The organism is Alcaligenes sp. LTN-3, from assembly GCF_059735605.1.
The window spans coordinates 697,302-717,997 of sequence record NZ_JCAPDN010000001.1 but is presented as its reverse complement, the minus strand read 5'-3'; the positions used below and the strand labels follow the sequence as shown (position 1 = coordinate 717,997).

Sequence of the window (20,696 nt, the reverse complement as noted above, 5' to 3'; positions counted from 1 at the left end):
GCCTTACGAATGGCATGTCAGGGTTTTTCTCAAGTCCTATTCAGGGGTAAAGCCAGGCAAATAGCGGCCAGAACGGCACAAATAAGGGTCACATCAGCCAGATCCCCCCACCAGGCTGACAAGGCCAAGCCCAGGCCCAGCAGCAAGCTGTACATCAGGCCAAAGATCGCACCGGCCATACCCGCTACCGAGCGATAGTGCTGCAAGGCGCCGGACAAAAGGTTAGGAATCGCCACCGCATAGGCCAACGCAAGCAGCATGGCAGGGAGCAGAAAAATCAGGTGTTTGCCTGCAAATTCCAGACCAGTAGCCGATACCGCCAACAGCGCAATGCCCCGCCAAATCAGCCTACGGGACGACTGCCCCGCAGCCAGCCAGCGGCGGTTCAAAAACGCACCCATGAACGTGCCCGCAGCCAACAGGACACCAGCAATCATCATGGGTCGGTTGTCCGAACCCAAGCCTTGCAGCAAGAAGGGAGCCCACTGATAAAACGCAAAAATCGTGGTGTTGAACAGCGCCACCAGCAAAGCTGATTGCCAGATTGCGGGGTCTTTCAACAAGCGAATCAGAACCTGCCACAAGCTGCTGTGCTGACTTTGTGCGGGGCGGGTTTCAGGAAGCTGCAATAGGCTGATGCCTAGCAGAACCAAGGCCAGAACCAGCAAGCCGATGAAAACCGGTATCACTTCAGCACCCGAAGACAGGACCACACCCATGGCCAAACCCAGCAAAGGGCTCAGCGCCAGAGCTGCCCCGATAGTGCCGAAAATCTTGGCCAGTTCTTCGGCCTGATAACGGTCCCGCAGCATGGTTTGCACGCCAATGGAGCCGACCGCCGCACCAAATGCGCTAATCATGCGAGCCAGCAAGAGCACTATGAAGTTCGGGCTGAACAGGGCGAGCAGACAACCCAGGCCATACACCGTCAAACCCGCCAAAACAGCCGGTCTGCGCCCAGCCCGGTCGCACAGCCAGCCCCAGAACAGCACACCGAGCGCAAAGGCAATAAAGTAGACGGACAAGGTTTGGCCCGCTTCACTGGCCGATACTGCGTAGGTATGAGCGATAAGGGGTAAAGCGGGGCTATAGGCGGTCTCGACCACCTGCGGAAACATGATCAAGACGATCATTAATAGAAGAAAACGAGTCATGCCCATTCACACATCAATTTGAAAAGAATGAGCGTAGCGCTGGTCAATCTTTTCTATTACATCTATTCTGATCAAAAACCCATAAAATCAGACAATCATGCCTTGCCTACACGCGAATGACCCATTCCCCGACCTGAGAGGCCGCCATGCGCTGGGGATTGCAGCCCGTTTGGCACAACATGATTCCGGCCTGCATCAGCATCCCTGGGGCCAGATTCTGTACACGCACAGCGGCTGCATTACTGTCACCCTGGATCAGCAATTGTGTTTGCTGCCGCCCAAGCGCTTGATCTGGATTCCTGCCCTTTTGCCCCATCAGGCGCAAATGAGCGAGCAGGTGGATTACCGGTCGGTGTACCTGGATCCGACTCATTACCCTGATTTGCCTTCGCAGGTCCAACTGTTGGCGGCAAACGATTTGCTGATTGCCGCACTGGACCGTATCGCCCAAGCCGATCTGGATGAGAACTGGGATCAGCCACCGGGCCGCCATGTGATGCTGGTCTTGCTGGATGAATTGCAACGGGCACCCGATCAGGCCTTGTTTCTGCCCTTGCCGAAAGACAGCCGCTTACAGCAAATCCGCTTGAATACCCTGCCCCCCGCGCTGAACGAAGTAGCTCGCTATTTGGGTGCCAGCGAGAAAACCATCAGCCGCCTTTTCAAACGCGATACCGGCTTGAATTATCAGCAATGGCGACAACAATGGCGTCTACTTAAAGCGATTGAGCAGCTTTCCACGGGTGGCCGTGTCACTCAGTTGGCCTCGGATCTGGGCTTTGCCAGCGACAGCGCGTTTATTGCGTTTTTCAAGGAACAGACGGGCCTGACTCCTGGTCATTTCAGCCGTCAAAAACGCTATTTCGATTAGGCAATAGTGGACGAATGCACTAAGGGCTCCTAACTACTATAGGTGTCAATTAATCAGCCCGATTACTGCCTATACCAGTGCTATGATCAGTTGCTATTACGACTACAAAAAGACAGGAGACTATATGAAGAATCCATTCTGCCTGAGCCTGTTGGCAGCGACGTGTTTAATGGCTGGTACGGCGGCGCAAGCCAGTAATCCCATGATGGATACTGCCATGAGCAAGGCCGATGCCTTGGAACAGCAGGTTATTGAGTGGCGTCGTCATATTCACCAAAATCCTGAGCTGTCTTATCAAGAGCACAACACGGCGGCCTATATCAAGGCGGCCTTGGAAACGATGCCCGGTTATCAGATCCAGACTGGCATTGCACAAACTGGCGTCAAGGCGGTATTGAAAGGTGGAAAACCGGGTCCGGTCGTGGCCCTGCGAGCCGATATGGACGCCCTGCCCGTACAGGAACGTAATGATCTACCCTTCAAGTCCGTCGCCAAAAGCACCTGGCAAGGCAAGGAAGTGTCGGTCTCGCACGCTTGCGGCCACGACACCCACGTTGCCATGCTGCTAGGGGCGGCCAAGGTGTTTTCGGATATGCGCGACGAACTGCCCGGCACGATTGTGCTGCTATTCCAACCGGCGGAAGAACAAGGCCCGGGCAAACCGTTAAGTGGGGCTAACGCCATGATGGCCGAAGGCGTGCTGGACCAGCCTAAAGTGGATGTGGTGATGGGCCAGCATATCGGCCCCTCCTACCCCGCAGGCAGTATCGGCTACCGCCAAGGCAGCCTGATGGCCAGTGGTGATGTGTTCTCCATCTCTTTGGCAGGTAAAGGCGGCCATGGCTCCTCGCCCTGGAATGCTGCCTCGCCCGTTGTTGCGGCCGCTGAAACTGTTGTGGCTTTGAATAACATCATTGCCCAGCGCACCAATCCCCAGGACGGCACCACTGTCGTAACGGTAGGCTCGCTGCACAGCGGTAACCGCCCCAATGTGCTGCCGGAAAGCGCCGACATCAGTGGCACCGTGCGTTCTCTGTCCAAGCACAACCAGGCAACTGCGCATGAGCTGATTCAGCGCTACGCACAAAACATTGCTGCGAACCACGATTTGAAGGCCACTGTGCGTATCGACACGGGCTATGAAGTCCTGGTCAGCGATCCTAAAGCCACCCAAACCGTGATTCCCGCTCTGGATCTGGCCACTGACGGGATAGGAGCTAAGGAAGTGGCTCCTGGCATGGGCTCCGAGGACTTCGGTGCGTTTGGCAAGAATGTGCCCGTGGTTTTCTGGCGTCTGAACGCTTCGCCGCATTCCGACAAAATGGGCGCACCGAATCATTCGCCTGAATTCATGATTGATGAAAAGGCGTTGCGCATCGGCACGCGTGCGTTAGTGGCCAGCTCCTTGACTTATATGATGGAGAACAAAAAGCCCTAACCTCTTGGTGATTTCAGTTAGAAAGCCAAAAAAAACCGCGCCACTTAGGGCGCGGTTTTCAATTTAACAAGCTGATTTAGCGAATTTCCAGCTTTTTGGCCCCTGCTCCGCCCTTTTTCTTGGGCAGAATCAGTTCCAAAATGCCGTTTTCGCATTTGGCACTGGCCTGGGATTCGTCAATGTCCTGCGCCAGGCTAAAGCGACGGGTTTGCACTCCGTAGTAGCGTTCGCTGCGTAAGAGCGTATCACCGTCCTTTTCTTCCTGTTCACGCCGGCTTTCAACACGGATAGTGACGACATTGCCTTCAACACTGACATGCACATCTTCTTTTTTGATGCCAGGCACTTCTGCACTGACTTGATAGGCTTGTTCGTTTTCGTTCACATCCAGACGAATGCTGGGTGGCGTATTGCCAGCCAAAGAGCCCACGACTGGCACGCGCCGGAAAATATCCTCAAAATCCCGCCATGTCTCTGTACCGGTCAGATCCCCAAACGGATTAAAACGTGTCAAATTGTTTGCCATGCTTGATCTCCATTTTTCCTTTGCTGAGCCCTACTGCAATGGAAGGCGTGGGCTCGATCGCCTACCTAAAGAAAGATGAGGCTAGTCGCTTATATTTCAAGGGCTTGGATAAAAAAAACCACCTTACTCCCTAGAGAGACAAGGTGGCTAAAGGTACGATCTTATGTTCTTTTAGCAACGGATCCCATTGCTCAGGTGCTGCTTAAACCCGGTTTTGTGTGCAGTACCGGGGGCTGTTCCGGTGCAGGGTGTTCATCGGCAATAATGGGAACTTCCTTGCCATTCTTGTCTATGATCTTGCCGTTTTCAACGTAATCACCTTCATTAAGGTTGGCCACGTCCGAGACCCGCAGGTAGCGGCCCCCACCAGCAGCAAAAACAGAAGGTTGATCGGAATTGCCCAAGGTGAAGTGGTTGAACAAAAGATTCAGCACAATCGCAACCAGGGCAGCCGAACTGATGCCGGAGTGGAAAATCGTCGCAAACCAGACCGGGAAGTGCTCGTAGAACTTGGGAGCCACGATCGGAATCATGCCTGCGCCGATCGCGGTGGCCACGATGATCAGGTTCATATTGTTTTCATAATTGACCTTGGCCAGCGTACGAATACCGCTGGCCGCGACGGTGCCAAACAGGACCATGCCCGCTCCACCCAGTACGGCTGGGGGAACAGCGGCAACCAGGCGGCCCATGATGGGCAGTAGACCCAACGCGATCAGAATCAAACCACCGAAAGCCACGACGTAGCGGCTTTTCACGCCCGTTACCGCCACCAAGCCGACGTTCTGGGCAAAGGCGCTTTGTGTGAAGGAGCCGAAAATCGGTGCGATCAGGCTGGAGAGCATATCGGCACGCAGACCATCGCCCAGACGACGCGCATCAACTTTGGTCTCGATAATGTCACCTACGGCAAGAATGTCTGCCGATGTTTCCACCAGCGTCACGATGATCACAATGAACATGGAGATAATCGCGGCAGTCTGAAAAGTGGGCATGCCAAAGTGAAACAGACTGGGCAAGGCAAAGACCTCGCCTTGGCTGACGGCAGAGAAATCCGCATGGCCCATGGCAACCGCAATAACAGTACCGATGATGATGGCCAGCAAAATGGACAGGCGGGAGATCGTGGCGCTGCCCAGCTTGCTGAGCAGGAGCACGATCAGCAAGGTCATGGCGGCCAGGGAGATATTGCCGACGCTGCCAAAGTCCGGAGCTGACGGGTTGCCACCCATGGCCCAGAATGCGGCCACCGGCATCAGGGTCAGGCCAATCGTTGTAATCACGCAGCCGGTCACCAAGGGCGGGAAGAACCGGATCACCCGTGAAAAGACCGGCGTAATCAGCAGCCCTATCAAGGACGCCACAATGACCGCGCCAAATACGGCCGGCAAGCCGCCTCCCGTGCCCAAAATAGCAATCATGGTGGCGACGCCGGAAAACGACACCCCTTGAACCAGCGGCAGACGGCAGCCAAAAAATGGCACGCCCAGAGTTTGCAGCAAGGTCGCCAGACCGCCCATGAACAAGCAGGCGGTAATCAGCAAGCCGGTTTCATTGGCAGGTAAACCCGCTGCTTCACCAATAATCAGCGGCACGGCGATAATGCCGCCGTACATGGTCAATACGTGTTGAAAGCCATAGGCCAGATTCGCGCCCAGGCCCAGATTCTCGTCTTCGGGGCGAGCTGTATCCGCTGCCCTTTTAGCTGTTGTCATGAATGTCTCCGAATAAGAAATAGGCAGAGCTCTGTCGGCCCTGTCACTACAAAACTCAAGCTATCGCTGCGGTATCCAGTACCTTGTCGCGCAAACGGCGAGCAGCGGCTTGATGGCGTTGCATCAGGTCTTGCACATCAATGCCGCAGACTTGGCCGTCAATCACGCGCCACTGTCCGGCGACCATCACACGGTCGGCCCGGTCTGCGCCGCAGAGCAGCAAGGCAGCCAAGGGGTTTTCTGCGCCGGAAAAGCGCAATTCATCCAGGGTGAACAAAGCCAGGTCGGCCTGCTGTCCGACGTTCAGGCCACCAATGTCCTCGCGCCCCAAGCAACGGGCCGAGCCTTGAGTAGCCCAACGAATAACCGCTTGATGAGTGACCTGGCCCGGCTCATAGCGCAGGCGGCCCAGCAAGAGTGCCTGTCGCATCTCTTGGGCTAGATTGGAGTGGTCGTTGGAAGCCGAGCCGTCCACGGCCAGACCGACGGGGGCACCGGCCGCTTCCAGCTCGATGGTGCGGCACAGGCCGCTGCCCAGCACCATATTGGACGAGGGGCAATGGGCAATCCCCGTGCCAGCCCGGCCCAGGCGCTGGATTTCTTCGTCGTTGAAGTGAATGCCGTGCGCCAGCCAGGTGCGATTGCTTAGCCAGCCTTGCTGATCCAGATAGTCCAGGGGACGCATGCCAAAGAGGCGCTCGCAGTAGGCGGTTTCGTCCTCAGTTTCAGCCAGGTGCGTGTGCAGGCGTACGTCTTCGCGTTCTGCCAGCTTGGCGCTTTCGCTCATCAACTCACGACTGACAGAAAACGGTGAACACGGGGCCAGAGCCAGCGTAATCATCGCGCCATCTGCGCGCTGGTGATAGTGGCGAATCAGGCGCAGGCTGTCGTCCAGAATGGTTTGCTCGTCCTGAACGACGTTTTGTGGGGGCAAGCCCCCCTGATCACGGCCCACGCTCATGGAACCGCGAGTCAAGGCGGCGCGTACGCCCAGGCGCTGAGCGGTTTCTGCCTGACAATCAATGGCATGTTGCAAGGCGCCCGAAAACACATAGTGGTGATCGGCCACCGTCGTACAACCGGACTGCAGCAGTTCCACCATGGCCAGTTCGCTGGCCACCTGCATTTGCTCGTCATCCAGACCGGCCCATACGTCATACAGCGTGGTCAGCCAGGGGAACAAGGGCTTGTTCAGCGCTGGGGTATAGGCCCGTGTCAGGGTTTGGTAAAAGTGATGATGGGTATTGACCAAACCGGGCAACAAAACGTGCCGGGAAGCATCCCAGCTTTGATCGTAAGCCTGCTTGGGCTGCTGACCGGCGGCCACTTTTTCGATAATGCGGCTGTCTTGCACCAGTACGCCGCCGGCAGCTTGCGTATCTGAACAGGCCAGTGGATTGCGAATCCACAGGATGGGGGTACGGCGAGTCATGAGTGTGTCTCCTGCGTTCTATTTGTTTTTTATTGTTGTCAGTTCGACTTGCCGACTTATATATCCAACGTGATAAGGGTTATAGGGAGCCGATCGATAGCAATGCTTATGTGCACCGCCAGCCTTGGGTCTGCTTATGCCATCGAGAAACTCTTATGCCTTGTATATGGATCGCCATATAGCGATGCCCGCTGTTTTTACGGCATGCCGCGACATAAAAATTTGTTCAATATTAGGATTTATCCTCTGGACAAACGCCTCGTAGTGTTGTCCTTTAATCACTTAATGCCTAAACCATTGGTCTGCTTAAGATTTATTTATCGGCAAAAAAAAGCATATAAAACAGTCATCTTCCTGCACTTTGACCCGCTCTGTTCAGTCATGTTAATTGTGTCGCCAAGCGCATTAAAAGCGCCGTTGTGCGAACCCGCACACATTATTCGGAGAACACATGCAGCATATAAAAATCAAACCCGGCGCACCCTTGGCCGAACAAGCTGAAATCGGGCACAACCGATGGCACCCCGATATTCCAGACCTGACCAGCGTCAAACCTGGGGAGGAGATGATTCTGGAATGTATGGACTTTCTGGATGCTCAGATTCAAAACACGGACAGCGCCAACGACGTACGTGATGTGGATCTGACCCGTGCCCATCCATTGACCGGCCCTATCCACGTTGAAGGTGCCGAACCTGGCGATATCCTGGTGGTGGACCTGCTGGATATTCGTTGCATTACCCCCGTGGGTTTCTCGGGCATTTTCGCCAAGGAAAATGGCGGCGGCTTTTTGGCCGAGCATTTCCCCGAAGCCGACAAGGCCATCTGGGACCTGCATGGCGTTTACGCCACCTCCCGTCACATTCCTGGCGTGCGCATTGCGGCCATGATGCACCCCGGCCTGATCGGCACCCTGCCCTCGCACGAGCTGCTGCGAGAGTGGAATCGCCGTGAAGCCCTGCTGGTGCCCAAGGGCCATGCCAATCCACCCGATGCCAAAACCGCCGTATTGCGCGGCGTGAAAGGCGCCGAGTTTGACCGCATGGCAGCCGAAGCAGCTCGTACCGTACCTCCGCGTGAGCACGGCGGCAATCTGGACATCAAGAATCTGACCATTGGCTCGCGGATTTACTTCCCCGTCTATGTGAAGGGCGCTGGCCTGTCCATGGGCGACCTGCACTTCTCCCAGGGCGATGGCGAGATCTCCTTCTGTGGCGCCATTGAGATGGACGGCGCGGCCCATCTTGGCTTTGATCTGATCAAAGGCGGCATGGCCCAATACAACCTGACTGCGCCTATTTACGTCCCGGGCCGTCACGATCCCAAGTACGATCAGTGGATGCACTTTACCGGCATCAGCGTGGAAGAAGGCGTCAACTACTATCTGGATTCCACGGTTGCGTACCGTCAGGCTTGTCTGGCAGCCATTGACTACATCAGCCGCACCACCGATCTGTCGCGCGCGCAGGCGTACATGCTGCTGACAGCAGCTCCGGTTGAAGGCCGTTACGGCGGCGTGGTGGATCTGCCCAACAGTTCCGCTTCCCTGGCATTGCCTACCGGTATTTTTGATACCGATATCCTGCCTAAAGGTGCCTTGAATGACGCGGCCCGTTTTGGCCGTCCAGGCACACGCTGTAACTTGACCTGATCGGTCTCTGGCCCTGGCTTCTTATCGAAGTCAGGGCTTGCTTTACTCGGATTCGCCATGCCTTTGTACGACTATCTTTGCAATCACTGCCTGCAGCGCAGCAGCCATTTGCGCAGTATTGCCACCCGTAATGACCCTCAAACCTGCCCTGCTTGCGAAAAAGGCAGCCTCTTGCTGCAATTGAGCGCACCACGACGCTTGTTCAGCAAGGCCAGCCCCACGCGTGGCCTGACGCCCCAGCAAGCCCTGGCAGGCAATAATGTAACCGGGCCCGGTACCCGATCCAGCACCCGAAATTCAGTCATCCACACTTGTATGGGCCCTGGCTGCAGCGTTTGTGCCTAAATACAATCAGCCCCGTTGCTACGCAAGCTGTCAGCCTTGACAGGCCGCTGCTGTGACGGTGACGGGGCGTAGCCCTGGCTGTATTTGTCCGGTCTGATGTGTTGCTTTTACGAGATCAACAATCCGTAACATTGCCCACCCTGCTTATAATCACGAATCAATCTCATTATTACTGGGTGTTCATTATGTCGGTGTCCTCGTCTTTCGCCGCTAAGCGCCAGGTGCCTAGCGGCGTATCTTTTATGTCTTTAAGCAGTCTGGCAGTGGCTTTATTGTTCGCCTTCCCCTATCAGACGCAAGCGCAAGAGGTCGAGGAGCTGGAGCGCATTGTGGTCAAGGCCGAGCAGGAACTCAAGCAGACCTTGGGTTCTTCCATCATCACCGCCGAAGACATCCAGAAGTCCCCTCCCGCCAACGATATTTCTGACGTTTTGCGTACCATGCCGGGCGTAAATCTGACTGGTAACTCGGCCAGTGGCCAGCGCGGTAATAATCGACAGATCGATATTCGCGGCATGGGGCCGGAAAACACCATGATCCTGATTGACGGCAAACCCGTCAGCTCCCGCTCTGCCGTGCGTTTTGGCTGGCGTGGTGAGCGCGATTCGCGTGGCGACACGAACTGGGTGCCTGCTGAACAGATCGAACGTGTGGAAGTATTGCGCGGCCCGGCAGCCGCCCGTTACGGTAACGGTGCGGCGGGTGGCGTGGTCAATATCATCACCAAGCCGACGACAGACACCTTCCAGGGCACTTACTCCCTGTACGGCAACCTGCCTGAACATAGCGATGAAGGTGCCACGCGTCGCATGAGCTTTGGCTTGAGCGGCCCGATCAGCGAATCCTTGTCTTTCCGGCTGTACGGGAACCTGAACAAGACGGACTCGGATGATCCGGAGATCAATAAAGGACATCAAACCGAGCGTGGCGGTGCCAACGCGAACAGTTTGCCTGCTGGCCGTGAGGGTGTGCGTAACAAGGACATCAATGGTTTACTGTCCTGGCGTCCTGATAGCCGTCAAACCGTGGATCTGGAAGCGTCTTATAGTCGACAAGGCAATATCTACACAGGCGATACCCAAAATACGAATACCAATGACGAGGTCAAACGTCAGTTGGGCGACGAGACCAACAAGATGTATCGCCAAAGCTATTCCTTGACGCATCGTGGTGACTGGAACGACAAGACAAATTCCCTGGCCTATTTTCAATACGAAAAAACACGCAACTATCGTTTGCTGGAAGGCTTGGCCGGTGGTACTGAAGGCGCCTTCAATGACCCATCTCGGGTTAAAGACGGTGGCTTTGGAACGGTTGATCTGACTACACTGACGGCCCACGCCGAGGCCAGCCATCAATTCAAAACCGGCAACGTTGAGCAATACGCCACTTTCGGTATGGAGTGGGTGGGTCAGGAGCTGAACGACAAGTCCTCGGACTTGGCACAACGTAACCCGACCCGTATCCCTGGCGTTCCCAACAAATACAAACCCAAGTCACGAGCCAATATTTACTCCGTTTTTGCAGAAAACAATATCTACGCCACTGACAAGACCACGGTGACACCCGGTCTGCGCTTTGACTATCACGACAAGCATGGCAGCAACTGGAGTCCTTCGCTGAACCTGACGCATGCCGTGACGGACAACTGGTTGCTGAAAGCCGGTATTGCCCGCGCCTACAAGGCTCCTAACCTGTATCAAAGCAATGATGGCTACACCTTGTACAGCCTGGGTAACGGCTGCTGGGGCAATACCACGGGCAGCAGTACGGGTTGTTTCCTGCAAGGTAATTCGGACTTGAAGGCTGAAACCAGCATCAATAAAGAGCTGGGTGTGGAGTACGTGGGTGACAATGGCCTGGGTGCCAGCCTGACCTATTTCCACAACGATTACCGCAACAAAGTGGAAGCGGGTCGTTTTGCCGTGGATAGCTTCACGGCCTTGAACAATCAGCAATTGATTCTGCAATGGGAAAACATCCCCAAAGCTGTCGTCTCCGGCCTGGAAGGTAACTTGACCCTGCCCCTGGCTGAAAACTGGATGTGGTCTACCAACTTCACCTACATGATCGAGTCCAAGAACAAGACCACCGGCGAAGCCTTGTCCACTATTCCCAAGTACACCATTAACACCACGCTGGACTGGGACGTGAATGCCGACTGGTCGCTGCGCGCCAAGGCAACCTTCTACGGCGAGCAAAAGCCACCGAAATACGATTACTACGGTCAGCCTTTGACGGGTTCTGCTACCGACAAGGTCTCGCCTTACGCCTTGTTTGGTCTGAGCACGCAGTACAAGATCAACAAGCATTTCCGCGTCAACGCAGGGGTCGATAACCTCTTTGACAAACGTCTGTTCCGTCGCGGTAATGCCATCGGTGTGAACCTAGGGACACCGAACTATATTTATGGCGCCGGGGCACATACCTTTAATCAGCCAGGCCGCACTTTCTTCCTGGGATTGAGCGGGACGTTCTAAGCGTTTTCATCTCTATCAAGATACCTATCGCCCCTCCCCAAAACGGAGGGGCGCTTTTTTGTGCCTGGAAAGTACAGTCGCGCGTCAACATTTCAACCTTTAAATGTTCTTTTTGACCTTCATCAAGACTGGAGGCTTGGATTCTTCATATGCTTATAACTACAAATAATGTAAATGGGTTCAACCCAAGCATGTAAAGGAAAACACATGACTCCAAGCGCCGAGCCCAAAAAGGGCAAGCGACGTTTTCTTAAGGAATTGCTAGGCCTGAGTGCCGGGGCCACGATTATTCCTATTCAACCTGTTCAAGCAGCGATGAACAGCCAGCCTCCACGACGTAGCGGTGGGAAAGATGGGGCCCGCTACGGCATGGTGGTTGATCTAAGAAAATGTATCGGTTGCCAGGCCTGTACGGTTAGCTGTTCTATCGAAAACGCGCCGCCTATCGGCCAGTTCCGCACCACGGTTCTGCAATACGAGGTGCTTGATGAACAGCAACAGGCGGCGATGCTGAGCCTGCCCCGTCTCTGCAACCACTGCGACAACCCGCCCTGTGTACCAGTCTGTCCTGTACAGGCCACATTCCAGCGCGAGGACGGTGTGGTGTTGGTTGACAACGAGCGATGTGTCGGCTGTGCCTACTGTGTTCAAGCCTGTCCTTACGACGCCCGTTTCATTAACCATGAAACGCAAACCGCCGACAAGTGCACCTTCTGTGAGCACCGCTTGGAAGTGGGACTGTTGCCCGCCTGTGTGGAAAGCTGCGTCGGAGGTGCCCGTGTCATTGGTGATATGAACGATGAAACCAGCACGATTTCCCAATTGCTCAAGGAGCACAAAGAGGAAATCCGCGTTCTCAAACCCGGCATGAATACCAGCCCGCATGTGTTTTATATCGGCTTGCCAGATGAGTTCGTCGACGGTGTGGATGGTCAGGCCAGTGTGCGCTTGACCCATCAGTTCTAAGAGGCCGCTATGTCTATTATTGAAATTCTGACCCCCGCCTACGAGGTTGCCTGGCTCCCTTGGGCAGTTCAATACTTTTTTCTGGTCGGTATGGCCGCCACCAGCACCGTATGGGTATGGCGTTGCGCCTGGTCCAGCGACAGCGCCTTACGCCGTCTGGAACCCGCGCTGATGATTGTGCTGCTGTGCAGCAGCATTGCCGCTCCTGTGTCCTTGCTGGCTGACCTGCACCAACCGGGTCGTTTCTGGCATTTCTACGCCTACTTCACTCCCTGGTCCTGGATGTCTCTGGGCGCCGTCCTGCTGCCCCTGTTCGTCGGTCTGTCCGTGGCCAATGTGCTGGCTTGGTGGTTGAACAAACGTGCTCTGTGGCGCTGGTTGAGCTTGGCTTTGCTGGTGTCGGCCTTGTCGATTCTGGTTTACAGCGGTTTTGAAGTGATGGTGCTGCGCTCGCGCCCCTTGTGGAACACCGCCTTTCTGCCCATCAACTTCGCCTTGACGGCCGCTCTGGCCAGTCTGGGAGCCATCTTGCTGGTTGCTCGTCTCTTGCCCGGTGGCGTAGCCAATTTACCGCTGGAATACGTACGCCGCTGGTCTCTGGGCGTGGTTCTGACCTTGATCGTGGTCGCTCTGTTCTGGGTGGGTTCGGGTCTGTTGGGCTACAGCCATTCTTTCGGTACTGCCTGGGAGCTATTCCAGAGTTACCCCGTATGGCGTTTGGGTTTCCTGGGGTCTTCTGCCTTCGGTCTGCTGCTTCTGTATATGCTCAGCCGTCCGATCAGCACCTTGCAAGGCAATCTGTACAGCTTGGTCTGCGCTGCTTTCATGCTTGGCTCTGCCTGGGTATTTCGCTGGATTATTTTCATGGCGGTACAAGGTGTGCCCAAATACGGCGCTGGTTTGTACCTCTACACCATGCCCTTAGGCAGCGATGGCCTGCTGGGAATGCTGGGTGTGCTGGGCTTGTGTATTGCCTTGCTCGCCGCCAGCACCACCCTGCTCTCTCTGTTCCCGGCCCGCCGTTCAACGTTGACGGCCTAGGCCCCACAGACTCACTAGCTTTCAGGTACTTATCGTCATGAGCAAGAAAAAAGAAACCCCTAACCTGTCGCGTCGGCAGGTATTGACCCGCGGCGGTGCCGCTGTGGGTGGTCTGGCTGCGTTTGCGGCAGGTTATAGCGACACCGTGGTCAAGGCGGTGCAAGGTCTGGGCCAAGGTACAGCCGGAGCGCCAACTGCCCACGCCACCCGTGGCAACTCCTTGCAGGCCGAGTTCCGTATTGACCCAATTACCGGCCTGCTTGATACGCAACCCGGCCAGATTGTGAGCCCTTCCAGCTGTTTGGGGTGCTGGACACAGTGTGGTGTGCGCGTACGTATTGATACGGAGAACAACAAGATTCTGCGTATCGCTGGCAACCCTTACCATCCTTTGGCAACCACGCAGTCCGCTCCTATGGAGCAGCCCGTACGCGAGGTTTACGCCATGCTGGGCGGAGAAAACGGCCTGGAAGGCCGTGCCAGTGCCTGTGCCCGTGGCGCTTCCATGCTGGAGCAGCACAGCAGTCCTTACCGTGTTTTATCGCCTTTGAAGCGTGTCGGCCCCCGTGGTTCAGGCCAATGGGAGCGCATCAGCTTTGAGCAATTGATTGAAGAAGTCTGTGAAGGTGGCGATCTGTTCAAAGAAGGACATGTCGACGGTTTGCGTGCCATTTGGGATCATGAAACCCTGATTGACCCACAGAATCCCGAGTTTGGCCCACTGGCCAACCAGTTATTGTTCACCGATGCCGCGAACGAAGGCCGTACACCACTGCTCAAACGCTTTGCCGAGCAAGCCTTTGGCACGGTCAACGTCAGTAACCACGGTTCATATTGCGGTCAAAGTTTCCGTGTGGGAACGGGGGCTGCCATGAACGACATTAAAGGGCTGCCTCACGGCAAGCCTGACTGGAAAAATGCCCGATTTGGCCTGTTTATTGGCGCTGCACCGGCTCAATCCGGTAACCCGTTCCAGCGTCAGGGCCGTGAATTGGCCGAAGCCCGTTCGCGTCCTGAAAATACCTTCAAGTACGTGGTTGTTTCCCCGATTCTGCCCACCTCGTCCAGTCTGGCCTCGGGCAGTGGCAACCGCTGGCAGCCTGTTCTGCCCGGCACCGACTTGTCTTTGGTGATGGGCATGTTGCGCTGGATTCTGGAACAAGAGCGGTTTGATGCAGAACACTTGTCCTTGCCCCACGCACCTGCCGAGCAGGACGAAAATACGGCTTCCTGGACTAACGCCAGCCATTTATTAATTGCAGATCCCAAGCATCCTGGCTTTGGACGTTATTTGCGCGGCACGGATCTGGGTTGGGAAGTGGCCGAAGGCACTGAATCGCCCTTTATCGTTCAGGACGAACAAGGTGAGCTACGCGCCCATACCGATCTGGATCGCGCCACGCTATTTGTCGACCGTAGTGTTGAGCTGGAAGGCCAGGATGTACGCGTCTGTACTGCGTTGAACATGCTGCGCGAGCGCAGTCAGGAAAAATCCATTGCCGAGTACGCCAAAGGCTGCGGCATGGAAGAAGCAACCCTGATCGAGCTGGCCCGTGAATTTACCAGCTACGGTCGCCAAGCCGTGGCTGACGCTCACGGCGGCACTATGAACGGTTCTGGTTTCTACACGGCTTACGCTATTGCCATGTTGAACACCTTGGTGGGCAACCTGAATCTGAAAGGTGGTTTGGTGCTGGATGCCGGCCCATTTGGTCCTTTTGGCCCCGGCCCACGCTACAACTTCGCACAATTTCCTGGCAAAGTGACGGCTAAAGGCGTGTCCTTGTCGCGTCATCGCTTCGCTTACGAAAAATCCAGCGAATTCAAGCGTCGTCAGGCGAATGGTGAAGCCTTGTACCCGGCTCCTGCTCCCTGGTACCCCGCCGTGGGGGCTTTGAGCAGTGAAATGATTGCTTCAGGTCTGAATGGCTACCCCTATTCAGCCAAGGTCTGGATTAATCACATGAGTAATCCGGTCTACGCCATTGCAGGTTTTAAAAATGCCTTGCTGCACAAACTGAAAGACCCCGCTGCTTTGCCTTTATCAATTTCGATAAACCCGTTCATCAACGAGACCAACGCGTATGCAGATTACATCGTGCCAGACACAGTGACGTACGAAAGCTGGGGGGTGTCGGCACCTTGGGCCGACGTGATTGCCAAATCCTCCACCCTACGTTGGCCAGTGGTGCAGCCACGTGTGGATCGCACGGCCGATGGCCAGCCCATCAACCTGGAAAGTTTCCTGTTTGCCGTGGCTTTGCGTCTGGAGTTACCTGGTTTTGGTAAAGGCGTTCTGAAAGACAAGGCGGGCAATGCCCATGACTTATTGCGCGCCGAGGATTTCTATCTGCGCGGCATGGCCAATATCGCTTTTGGTGCTGGCCGCCCGGTTGGCGACGCATCCGACGACGATATGCGCATGACAGGCGTGGATCGCCTCTTCCCGGATCTGCAAGCGCGCCTGCATCCCGAAGAGCAGCGCAAAGTGGCCATGTTGCTGACTCGCGGAGGTCGCTTCGACCGAGTTGAAAACGCCTGGAAAGGGAATCAACTGAAAAAACGTTACGACAACGCCTTGCAGATCTGGAATGAGGACTTGGCCAAGATGCGTCACACCATGACGGGTGAACGTTTGAGCGGCTGCCCCACATGGTACCCAACCCGTCTAGCCGACGGCAGCCCGATGCGCGAACACTTTTCTGAGCAAGAGTGGCCGCTGCTGATGAGCTCCTACAAATCCAATTTGATGAGCTCCATGTCCATCGGCATGTCACGTTTGCGCCAGGTACACCCGCATAACCCGATTTCCTTGAATCTGGATGATGCGAAAAACATGGGTATTCGTAACGGCGACCGTATTCGTGTCAGCACACCTGGCGGCGCGGTTGAAGGTGTTGCTTTGGTGCGTGGCGGTATCATGCGCGGTGCCATCGCTATCGAGCACGGTTTTGGTCATACCGAGCTGGGGGCCCGTTCGCACCAGATCGATGGCGAGGCTATGCCCCACCTGAACGATCTGGCAGCAGGCGTGAATCTGAACGAATTGGGGTTTGCCGATCCAACCCGTGGCGATGGGCAGGACAACGTGTGGATTGACTGGGTCTCTGGCGCTGCTGTGCGACAGGGTCTGCCAGCCCGAGTGGAGAAGTTGTCGGCTTAAAAAAAACCACACCTGCATCAAACCGTTGTTAAAGGATAAGGATGCCGATTATTCCTTGGGATAATCGGCCTCTTTCTTTAGTGGCCCAAGTTTGAGTGCCCCCAATGGCAAAGGCCAGTCTTCAAGGCGATGCCCTCTACCCCAAGAACCTATTTCATGAACTGGATGGTTTGTGCTTTCAAGAGTGCGGCCGCAAACGTAGCCGCATTCGCACATTCAGCTTCATGGATACAGGGACTGTTACTCCCCTTTTAGTCCACGCTCTTGAATGGTCTTTCGCCACTGAGCTGACTCCTGTTCCATGAACTGGGTTAATTCGGCACGGCTTGTTGGCTGAGGAGTTAAGCCATAGTCCAGCAAGGACTGACGTATTTCAGGATCGTTCAATACCTTGACCAGCTCCTGATTCCAACGCTCCTGAATGTCCTCTGGCATCGTTCCCGGCCCTAAGAATGCATACCAATTTAGTGCAATAAAACCAGGGTAGCCGGCCTCTGCCACCGTTGGAATCGTTGGCATATCAGCAGAGCGCTCCAAACCGGTTGTCGCTAATGGAATCAAGGTACCGACCTTAATGTGCGGGGCTGCTGTCGGTGGAGCCGCAAAGTATGAAGCCACCCGTTCCCCGATAAGATCTTGCAAAGCTTGACCGCCGCCACGATAAGGGACGTGCACCATTTCAACTCCAGCGCGCTGGTTAAGGAGTTCTCCGGCCAAGTGTGAGGCAGAACCTGATCCGGAAGAAGCAAAGTCGATAAGACCAGGCTCACTCTTGGCAAGCTCAATAAACTCGCTCAAGGTTTTTGCTCCTATACCTTTATGCACAACCAGTACGTTGGGAAAATGTACACCTCCCGACAAAGGAGCCAGGTCTTTGAACGGGTCGTAAGGCACTTTCATCAGGTGTGGAGAAATAGTCATTGGCCCCACGGAGCCCAAGAGCAACACCGAGCCATCATTATCAGCATTAGCCACTTGCTGATGCGCCAAAATACCGCCAGCGCCTGCTTTGTTCTGTACAACAACAGTCTGACCGATGTTGTCCCCAAGTTTTTTGGCAATCATGCGGGCAGCGGCATCGGCTGCGCCACCGGCTGCGAAGCCGACAACTAAAGAAATCGACTTTTGGGGTGGAAATGTCTGTGCTTGCACCGATGAGGCAAGCAAACCGATTGATAAGGCGGCACTGGCAAAACAGGAAAAGGGACGAAAACGCATGATGCTCCTCTTGAGTCGTTATAAGTATGGTTGCGATGAAAAAAGGGAGGCTTTAAACCCGACAGGGTCAGTCGCCACCGGCACGAATGGGGTTTGGCTGCCGCCTCTCTATGGCATGGCGCAATAGCGATGCGCTGCGGAAAATACCGTGTGCAAACTTGCCATAAGGCAAGGTGGCAAAAAGCGCCATCACTGCTCCGAGATGCAAGCACAACAACAAACCCATCGCGGGTGTGCTACGGGCCAGCCATAGGGCCAGTCCGCTGGCGCTAATCAAAAACAGCAAGGCAATAAAACCCAGATCCATCGGCTTTTGTTGCTGATCGCCCTGTGCCGGGTCGCGACGCACGTTCAGATAGCCCAAGCCGGCCGTGCCGATACATAGGCTCACCCCTCCCACCGATCCCAGCAGTTTGGGCAGACTGGGGAAATCGTACGGAGCTACCATATCGAATAGATAGTGGTAGATCGTGCCCAGGCTGGTTGCAGCAAAGCACAGCATGAAGCCATAAAAGGTCAGGTGATGAAATCGGCGGCGCGACAAGGTGTAGGCGTCATCCTCGTTATGGCATCCCTTCCCATGCCCCCCATCCAGGTACTTGAGCTTGAGCACCGAATGGGTCGCCTCGGCGGCAGCCGTCCTGCTGACAGGTGCGCCACTGGTGACCGGAGTGATTTCTACCCAAAAACCATGCACCCCTTTGCCTAAGGCAAAGACCGCAAACAGGAACACGGGCGCAAACATGCCTACCAACAGGTTATGCGGGAATAGATTGTAAAAATCTCCAGCCAATGCTGCGTCCCAGAGCGTACCGTTGAGCGCCAACGCCAAAATCAGGAACAAGGCCAACCCCAAGGTCAACGCAATCGACATCACCAAGCCGTTGCGCTCGTAGAGCTTGCCCAGCCTCTTTGGCCAGGCATACTGGGTATAGGTTTGGGCACGAACCTTGGCCATCGCTTGCGGAACATTGACCGCAAATTCGTGAGGCGCTGCGTATTGGCAAGCATGCAGGCACGCCCCGCAGTTATGGCATAAATTTGCCAGGTAATGCACGTCCGCTGGCTCGAACATCAAACGGCGTGTCATCGCGGGAAAGACCGCGCAAAAGCCCTCACAGTAACGACAGGCATTACAGATCGTCATGATGCGATCGACCTCCTGTTCATTTCTTGTGTAGTGCACCGTGGGACTGGGCGAGTGTGCGTGCAACTCGGTGTTGCATGCATCATTTATTAATGCTTGAAGTGATTTCATGGGAGTCTCGGGATCAGGGCGCAACAGCGTTTTCATTGTCTGGCCGCCTGTGCAGCCTGTGTGCCTGCAATGCAGCCAAAGGTTGTACCAATCGACATTCCCACTCCTGCTGTATAGCCTTGCCCCAGCACATTGCCCGCCATCATCTCGCCGGCAACAAACAGATTGCGGCTAGGTTTATTGTCAAAACGTACGGCAGCTGTTTCGTCGGTGAGCAGGCTCAGGTAGGTAAATGTCACACCTGGGCGCAAGGCATAGCCATAAAACGGGGGGGTATCAATCGGCAAGGCCCAGTGCGTTTTGGCAGGCGCAATACCTTGGGTGTGACAGTCGTCCAGCGATGTGTGATCAAACTTCCCGACCTGGCAGGCTTTGTTGTAATCATTCAGGGTTTTCTGGAACGCCACCTCGTCCAGACCCAGTTTGCGGGCCAGCTCGGGCAATGTTTCAGCCTTTTGGCCAGGAAAAACCGGGGGCATGAATCGACCAATCGCCTTACTGTCTATGATCGAATACGCAATTTGGCCCGCTTGTTGGGCGACCAAACGTCCCCAAATCGCGTAACGTTTGGGCCAGAAATCTTCACCCTCGTCATAGAATCGCTTGGCTTGACGGTTAACCACGACCCCTAGGGATACGCAGTCAATGCGGGTGCAGATACCCCCGTCATACAACGGGGCTCGTGCGTCAATTGCCACCATATGTGCCTGGGTTGGGTCGCCGATATGGTCTGCTTTGTGATCGTTGATCATATGGCGCAATAACACGCCTTGATTAAAACGTGTGCCACGAATCAGGAAGTTATCCGAAGGCCACTCTCCAAGCTCGTTTTGTCCCCAGGCCTCCCGTAACCATTGACGGTTGGATTCAAAGCCGCCCGCCGCTAATACGCAGACTCGTGCCTGGATACGTTGTTCGCCGCACCACGCTGCTACAAATTGACCGTCCTTTATTTCCAGCCGATCAACAGGCGCGTTATAGCGAATGTCCACCCCCAGGGCTTGAGCACTGCGGTAATAGGCATTTATCAGGGCTTTACCGCCACCCATGAAAAAAGCATTGGTGCGCGCCACATGCAAGGCGCCTGAGAGCGGAGGCTGAAAGTTGACACCGTGCTTGCGCATCCAGTTGCGACAGGTGCTCGTCGTGCGAATGACTAAGCGGGCCAGATGCTCATTCGTTTTTCCGGCTGTCACTTTGAGCAAGTCTTGCCAGAATTCCTCCTCTGGATAAGCATCGACCAGGACATCTTGCGGCGCATCATGCATACAACGCAAATTACGGGTGTGTTGCGAATTGCCTCCTCGCCACTCACGGGGAGAAGCTTCCAGCAAAAGAACACGTGCCCCTGCCTCTCGGGCTGAGAGGGCTGCGCACAATGCGGCGTTGCCGCCTCCAATAACAAGTACATCAACCATTGTTGTCCGTTTCCTGTGTG

Annotated in this window: 15 protein-coding genes; 8 read left to right on the top strand and 7 right to left on the bottom strand. The window is 55.3% G+C overall.

From position 1 onward, the window contains the following. Positions 1 to 29: 29 nt before the first annotated feature. Complete coding sequence (locus AC6I6N_RS03480) at positions 30 to 1,154, bottom strand: MFS transporter (RefSeq protein ID WP_346548595.1); 1,125 nt, start codon at positions 1,152 to 1,154, stop codon at positions 30 to 32. Positions 1,155 to 1,251: 97 nt separating this feature from the next. Here AC6I6N_RS03480 and AC6I6N_RS03475 point away from each other — a divergent pair, with 97 nt between their 5' ends. Together AC6I6N_RS03475 and AC6I6N_RS03470 are read left to right on the top strand one after the other, a co-directional pair. After that, on the top strand, positions 1,252 to 2,025 hold the full coding sequence (locus tag AC6I6N_RS03475; protein ID WP_094196667.1) for an AraC family transcriptional regulator: 774 nt from the start codon (positions 1,252 to 1,254) through the stop codon (positions 2,023 to 2,025). Between the two features lie 124 nt (positions 2,026 to 2,149). Beyond that, entirely contained in the window at positions 2,150 to 3,463 is a 1,314-nt protein-coding gene (locus AC6I6N_RS03470; protein WP_108727473.1) for a M20 metallopeptidase family protein, read from the top strand. A gap of 76 nt (positions 3,464 to 3,539) precedes the next feature. Here AC6I6N_RS03470 and AC6I6N_RS03465 read toward each other — a convergent pair whose 3' ends face one another. From AC6I6N_RS03465 to AC6I6N_RS03455, 3 genes are all read right to left on the bottom strand, one after another. Continuing rightward, the gene (locus AC6I6N_RS03465) at positions 3,540 to 3,989 is read right to left on the bottom strand and encodes an Hsp20/alpha crystallin family protein (RefSeq protein ID WP_094196665.1); all 450 of its coding nucleotides are present in this window, start codon (positions 3,987 to 3,989) and stop codon (positions 3,540 to 3,542) included. Positions 3,990 to 4,180: 191 nt separating this feature from the next. After that, positions 4,181 to 5,704, bottom strand: coding sequence for a nucleobase:cation symporter-2 family protein (locus tag AC6I6N_RS03460; RefSeq protein ID WP_108727471.1), 1,524 nt, complete (start codon positions 5,702 to 5,704; stop codon positions 4,181 to 4,183). A gap of 55 nt (positions 5,705 to 5,759) precedes the next feature. Next, on the bottom strand, positions 5,760 to 7,136 hold the full coding sequence (locus AC6I6N_RS03455) for an 8-oxoguanine deaminase (protein ID WP_249494374.1): 1,377 nt from the start codon (positions 7,134 to 7,136) through the stop codon (positions 5,760 to 5,762). Positions 7,137 to 7,587: 451 nt separating this feature from the next. Between AC6I6N_RS03455 and fmdA the strand changes: the two genes are divergently transcribed. From fmdA to AC6I6N_RS03425, 6 genes are all read left to right on the top strand, one after another. Next, entirely contained in the window at positions 7,588 to 8,787 is a 1,200-nt protein-coding gene (fmdA, locus tag AC6I6N_RS03450; RefSeq protein ID WP_094196662.1) for a formamidase, read from the top strand. Positions 8,788 to 8,844: 57 nt separating this feature from the next. Further along, complete coding sequence (locus tag AC6I6N_RS03445; RefSeq protein ID WP_009453884.1) at positions 8,845 to 9,132, top strand: FmdB family zinc ribbon protein; 288 nt, start codon at positions 8,845 to 8,847, stop codon at positions 9,130 to 9,132. Positions 9,133 to 9,374: 242 nt separating this feature from the next. Next, positions 9,375 to 11,612 carry a TonB-dependent siderophore receptor gene (locus AC6I6N_RS03440; RefSeq protein ID WP_497943228.1) on the top strand — a complete coding sequence of 746 codons (2,238 nt, stop codon included), beginning with the start codon at positions 9,375 to 9,377 and terminating at the stop codon, positions 11,610 to 11,612. 207 nt (positions 11,613 to 11,819) lie between these two features. Continuing rightward, on the top strand, positions 11,820 to 12,578 hold the full coding sequence (gene dsrO, locus AC6I6N_RS03435; RefSeq protein ID WP_108727470.1) for a sulfate reduction electron transfer complex DsrMKJOP subunit DsrO: 759 nt from the start codon (positions 11,820 to 11,822) through the stop codon (positions 12,576 to 12,578). Positions 12,579 to 12,587: 9 nt separating this feature from the next. Then, positions 12,588 to 13,619 carry an NrfD/PsrC family molybdoenzyme membrane anchor subunit gene (gene nrfD / locus AC6I6N_RS03430; protein ID WP_094196659.1) on the top strand — a complete coding sequence of 344 codons (1,032 nt, stop codon included), beginning with the start codon at positions 12,588 to 12,590 and terminating at the stop codon, positions 13,617 to 13,619. 37 nt (positions 13,620 to 13,656) lie between these two features. Further along, the gene (locus tag AC6I6N_RS03425) at positions 13,657 to 16,782 is read left to right on the top strand and encodes a tetrathionate reductase subunit A (protein WP_108727469.1); all 3,126 of its coding nucleotides are present in this window, start codon (positions 13,657 to 13,659) and stop codon (positions 16,780 to 16,782) included. 240 nt (positions 16,783 to 17,022) lie between these two features. On the opposite strand, the gene AC6I6N_RS03420 is transcribed toward AC6I6N_RS03425, so the two are convergent. The 3 genes from AC6I6N_RS03420 to tcuA form a co-directional block, all read right to left on the bottom strand. After that, the gene (locus tag AC6I6N_RS03420; RefSeq protein ID WP_094196657.1) at positions 17,023 to 18,000 is read right to left on the bottom strand and encodes a Bug family tripartite tricarboxylate transporter substrate binding protein; all 978 of its coding nucleotides are present in this window, start codon (positions 17,998 to 18,000) and stop codon (positions 17,023 to 17,025) included. Positions 18,001 to 18,067: 67 nt separating this feature from the next. Continuing rightward, positions 18,068 to 19,258, bottom strand: a complete 1,191-nt coding sequence (gene tcuB / locus AC6I6N_RS03415) for a tricarballylate utilization 4Fe-4S protein TcuB (RefSeq protein ID WP_497943227.1) — start codon at positions 19,256 to 19,258, stop codon at positions 18,068 to 18,070. Between the two features lie 32 nt (positions 19,259 to 19,290). Continuing rightward, positions 19,291 to 20,676 carry an FAD-dependent tricarballylate dehydrogenase TcuA gene (tcuA, locus tag AC6I6N_RS03410; protein WP_108727468.1) on the bottom strand — a complete coding sequence of 462 codons (1,386 nt, stop codon included), beginning with the start codon at positions 20,674 to 20,676 and terminating at the stop codon, positions 19,291 to 19,293. Positions 20,677 to 20,696: the final 20 nt, after the last annotated feature.

Bases quoted from the DNA above. Each gene is read 5' to 3' on its own strand.
- AC6I6N_RS03420 (WP_094196657.1), bottom strand. From the start codon at position 18,000: ATGCGTTTTCGTCCCTTTTCCTGTTTTGCCAGTGCCGCCTTATCAATC.
- tcuA (WP_108727468.1), bottom strand. From the start codon at position 20,676: ATGGTTGATGTACTTGTTATTGGAGGCGGCAACGCCGCATTGTGCGCA.
- nrfD (WP_094196659.1), top strand. From the start codon at position 12,588: ATGTCTATTATTGAAATTCTGACCCCCGCCTACGAGGTTGCCTGGCTC.
- AC6I6N_RS03460 (WP_108727471.1), bottom strand. From the start codon at position 5,704: ATGACAACAGCTAAAAGGGCAGCGGATACAGCTCGCCCCGAAGACGAG.
- AC6I6N_RS03470 (WP_108727473.1), top strand. From the start codon at position 2,150: ATGAAGAATCCATTCTGCCTGAGCCTGTTGGCAGCGACGTGTTTAATG.
- fmdA (WP_094196662.1), top strand. From the start codon at position 7,588: ATGCAGCATATAAAAATCAAACCCGGCGCACCCTTGGCCGAACAAGCT.
- dsrO (WP_108727470.1), top strand. From the start codon at position 11,820: ATGACTCCAAGCGCCGAGCCCAAAAAGGGCAAGCGACGTTTTCTTAAG.
- AC6I6N_RS03475 (WP_094196667.1), top strand. From the start codon at position 1,252: ATGCCTTGCCTACACGCGAATGACCCATTCCCCGACCTGAGAGGCCGC.
- AC6I6N_RS03425 (WP_108727469.1), top strand. From the start codon at position 13,657: ATGAGCAAGAAAAAAGAAACCCCTAACCTGTCGCGTCGGCAGGTATTG.
- AC6I6N_RS03445 (WP_009453884.1), top strand. From the start codon at position 8,845: ATGCCTTTGTACGACTATCTTTGCAATCACTGCCTGCAGCGCAGCAGC.
- tcuB (WP_497943227.1), bottom strand. From the start codon at position 19,258: ATGAAATCACTTCAAGCATTAATAAATGATGCATGCAACACCGAGTTG.
- AC6I6N_RS03455 (WP_249494374.1), bottom strand. From the start codon at position 7,136: ATGACTCGCCGTACCCCCATCCTGTGGATTCGCAATCCACTGGCCTGT.
- AC6I6N_RS03440 (WP_497943228.1), top strand. From the start codon at position 9,375: ATGTCTTTAAGCAGTCTGGCAGTGGCTTTATTGTTCGCCTTCCCCTAT.
- AC6I6N_RS03465 (WP_094196665.1), bottom strand. From the start codon at position 3,989: ATGGCAAACAATTTGACACGTTTTAATCCGTTTGGGGATCTGACCGGT.
- AC6I6N_RS03480 (WP_346548595.1), bottom strand. From the start codon at position 1,154: ATGACTCGTTTTCTTCTATTAATGATCGTCTTGATCATGTTTCCGCAG.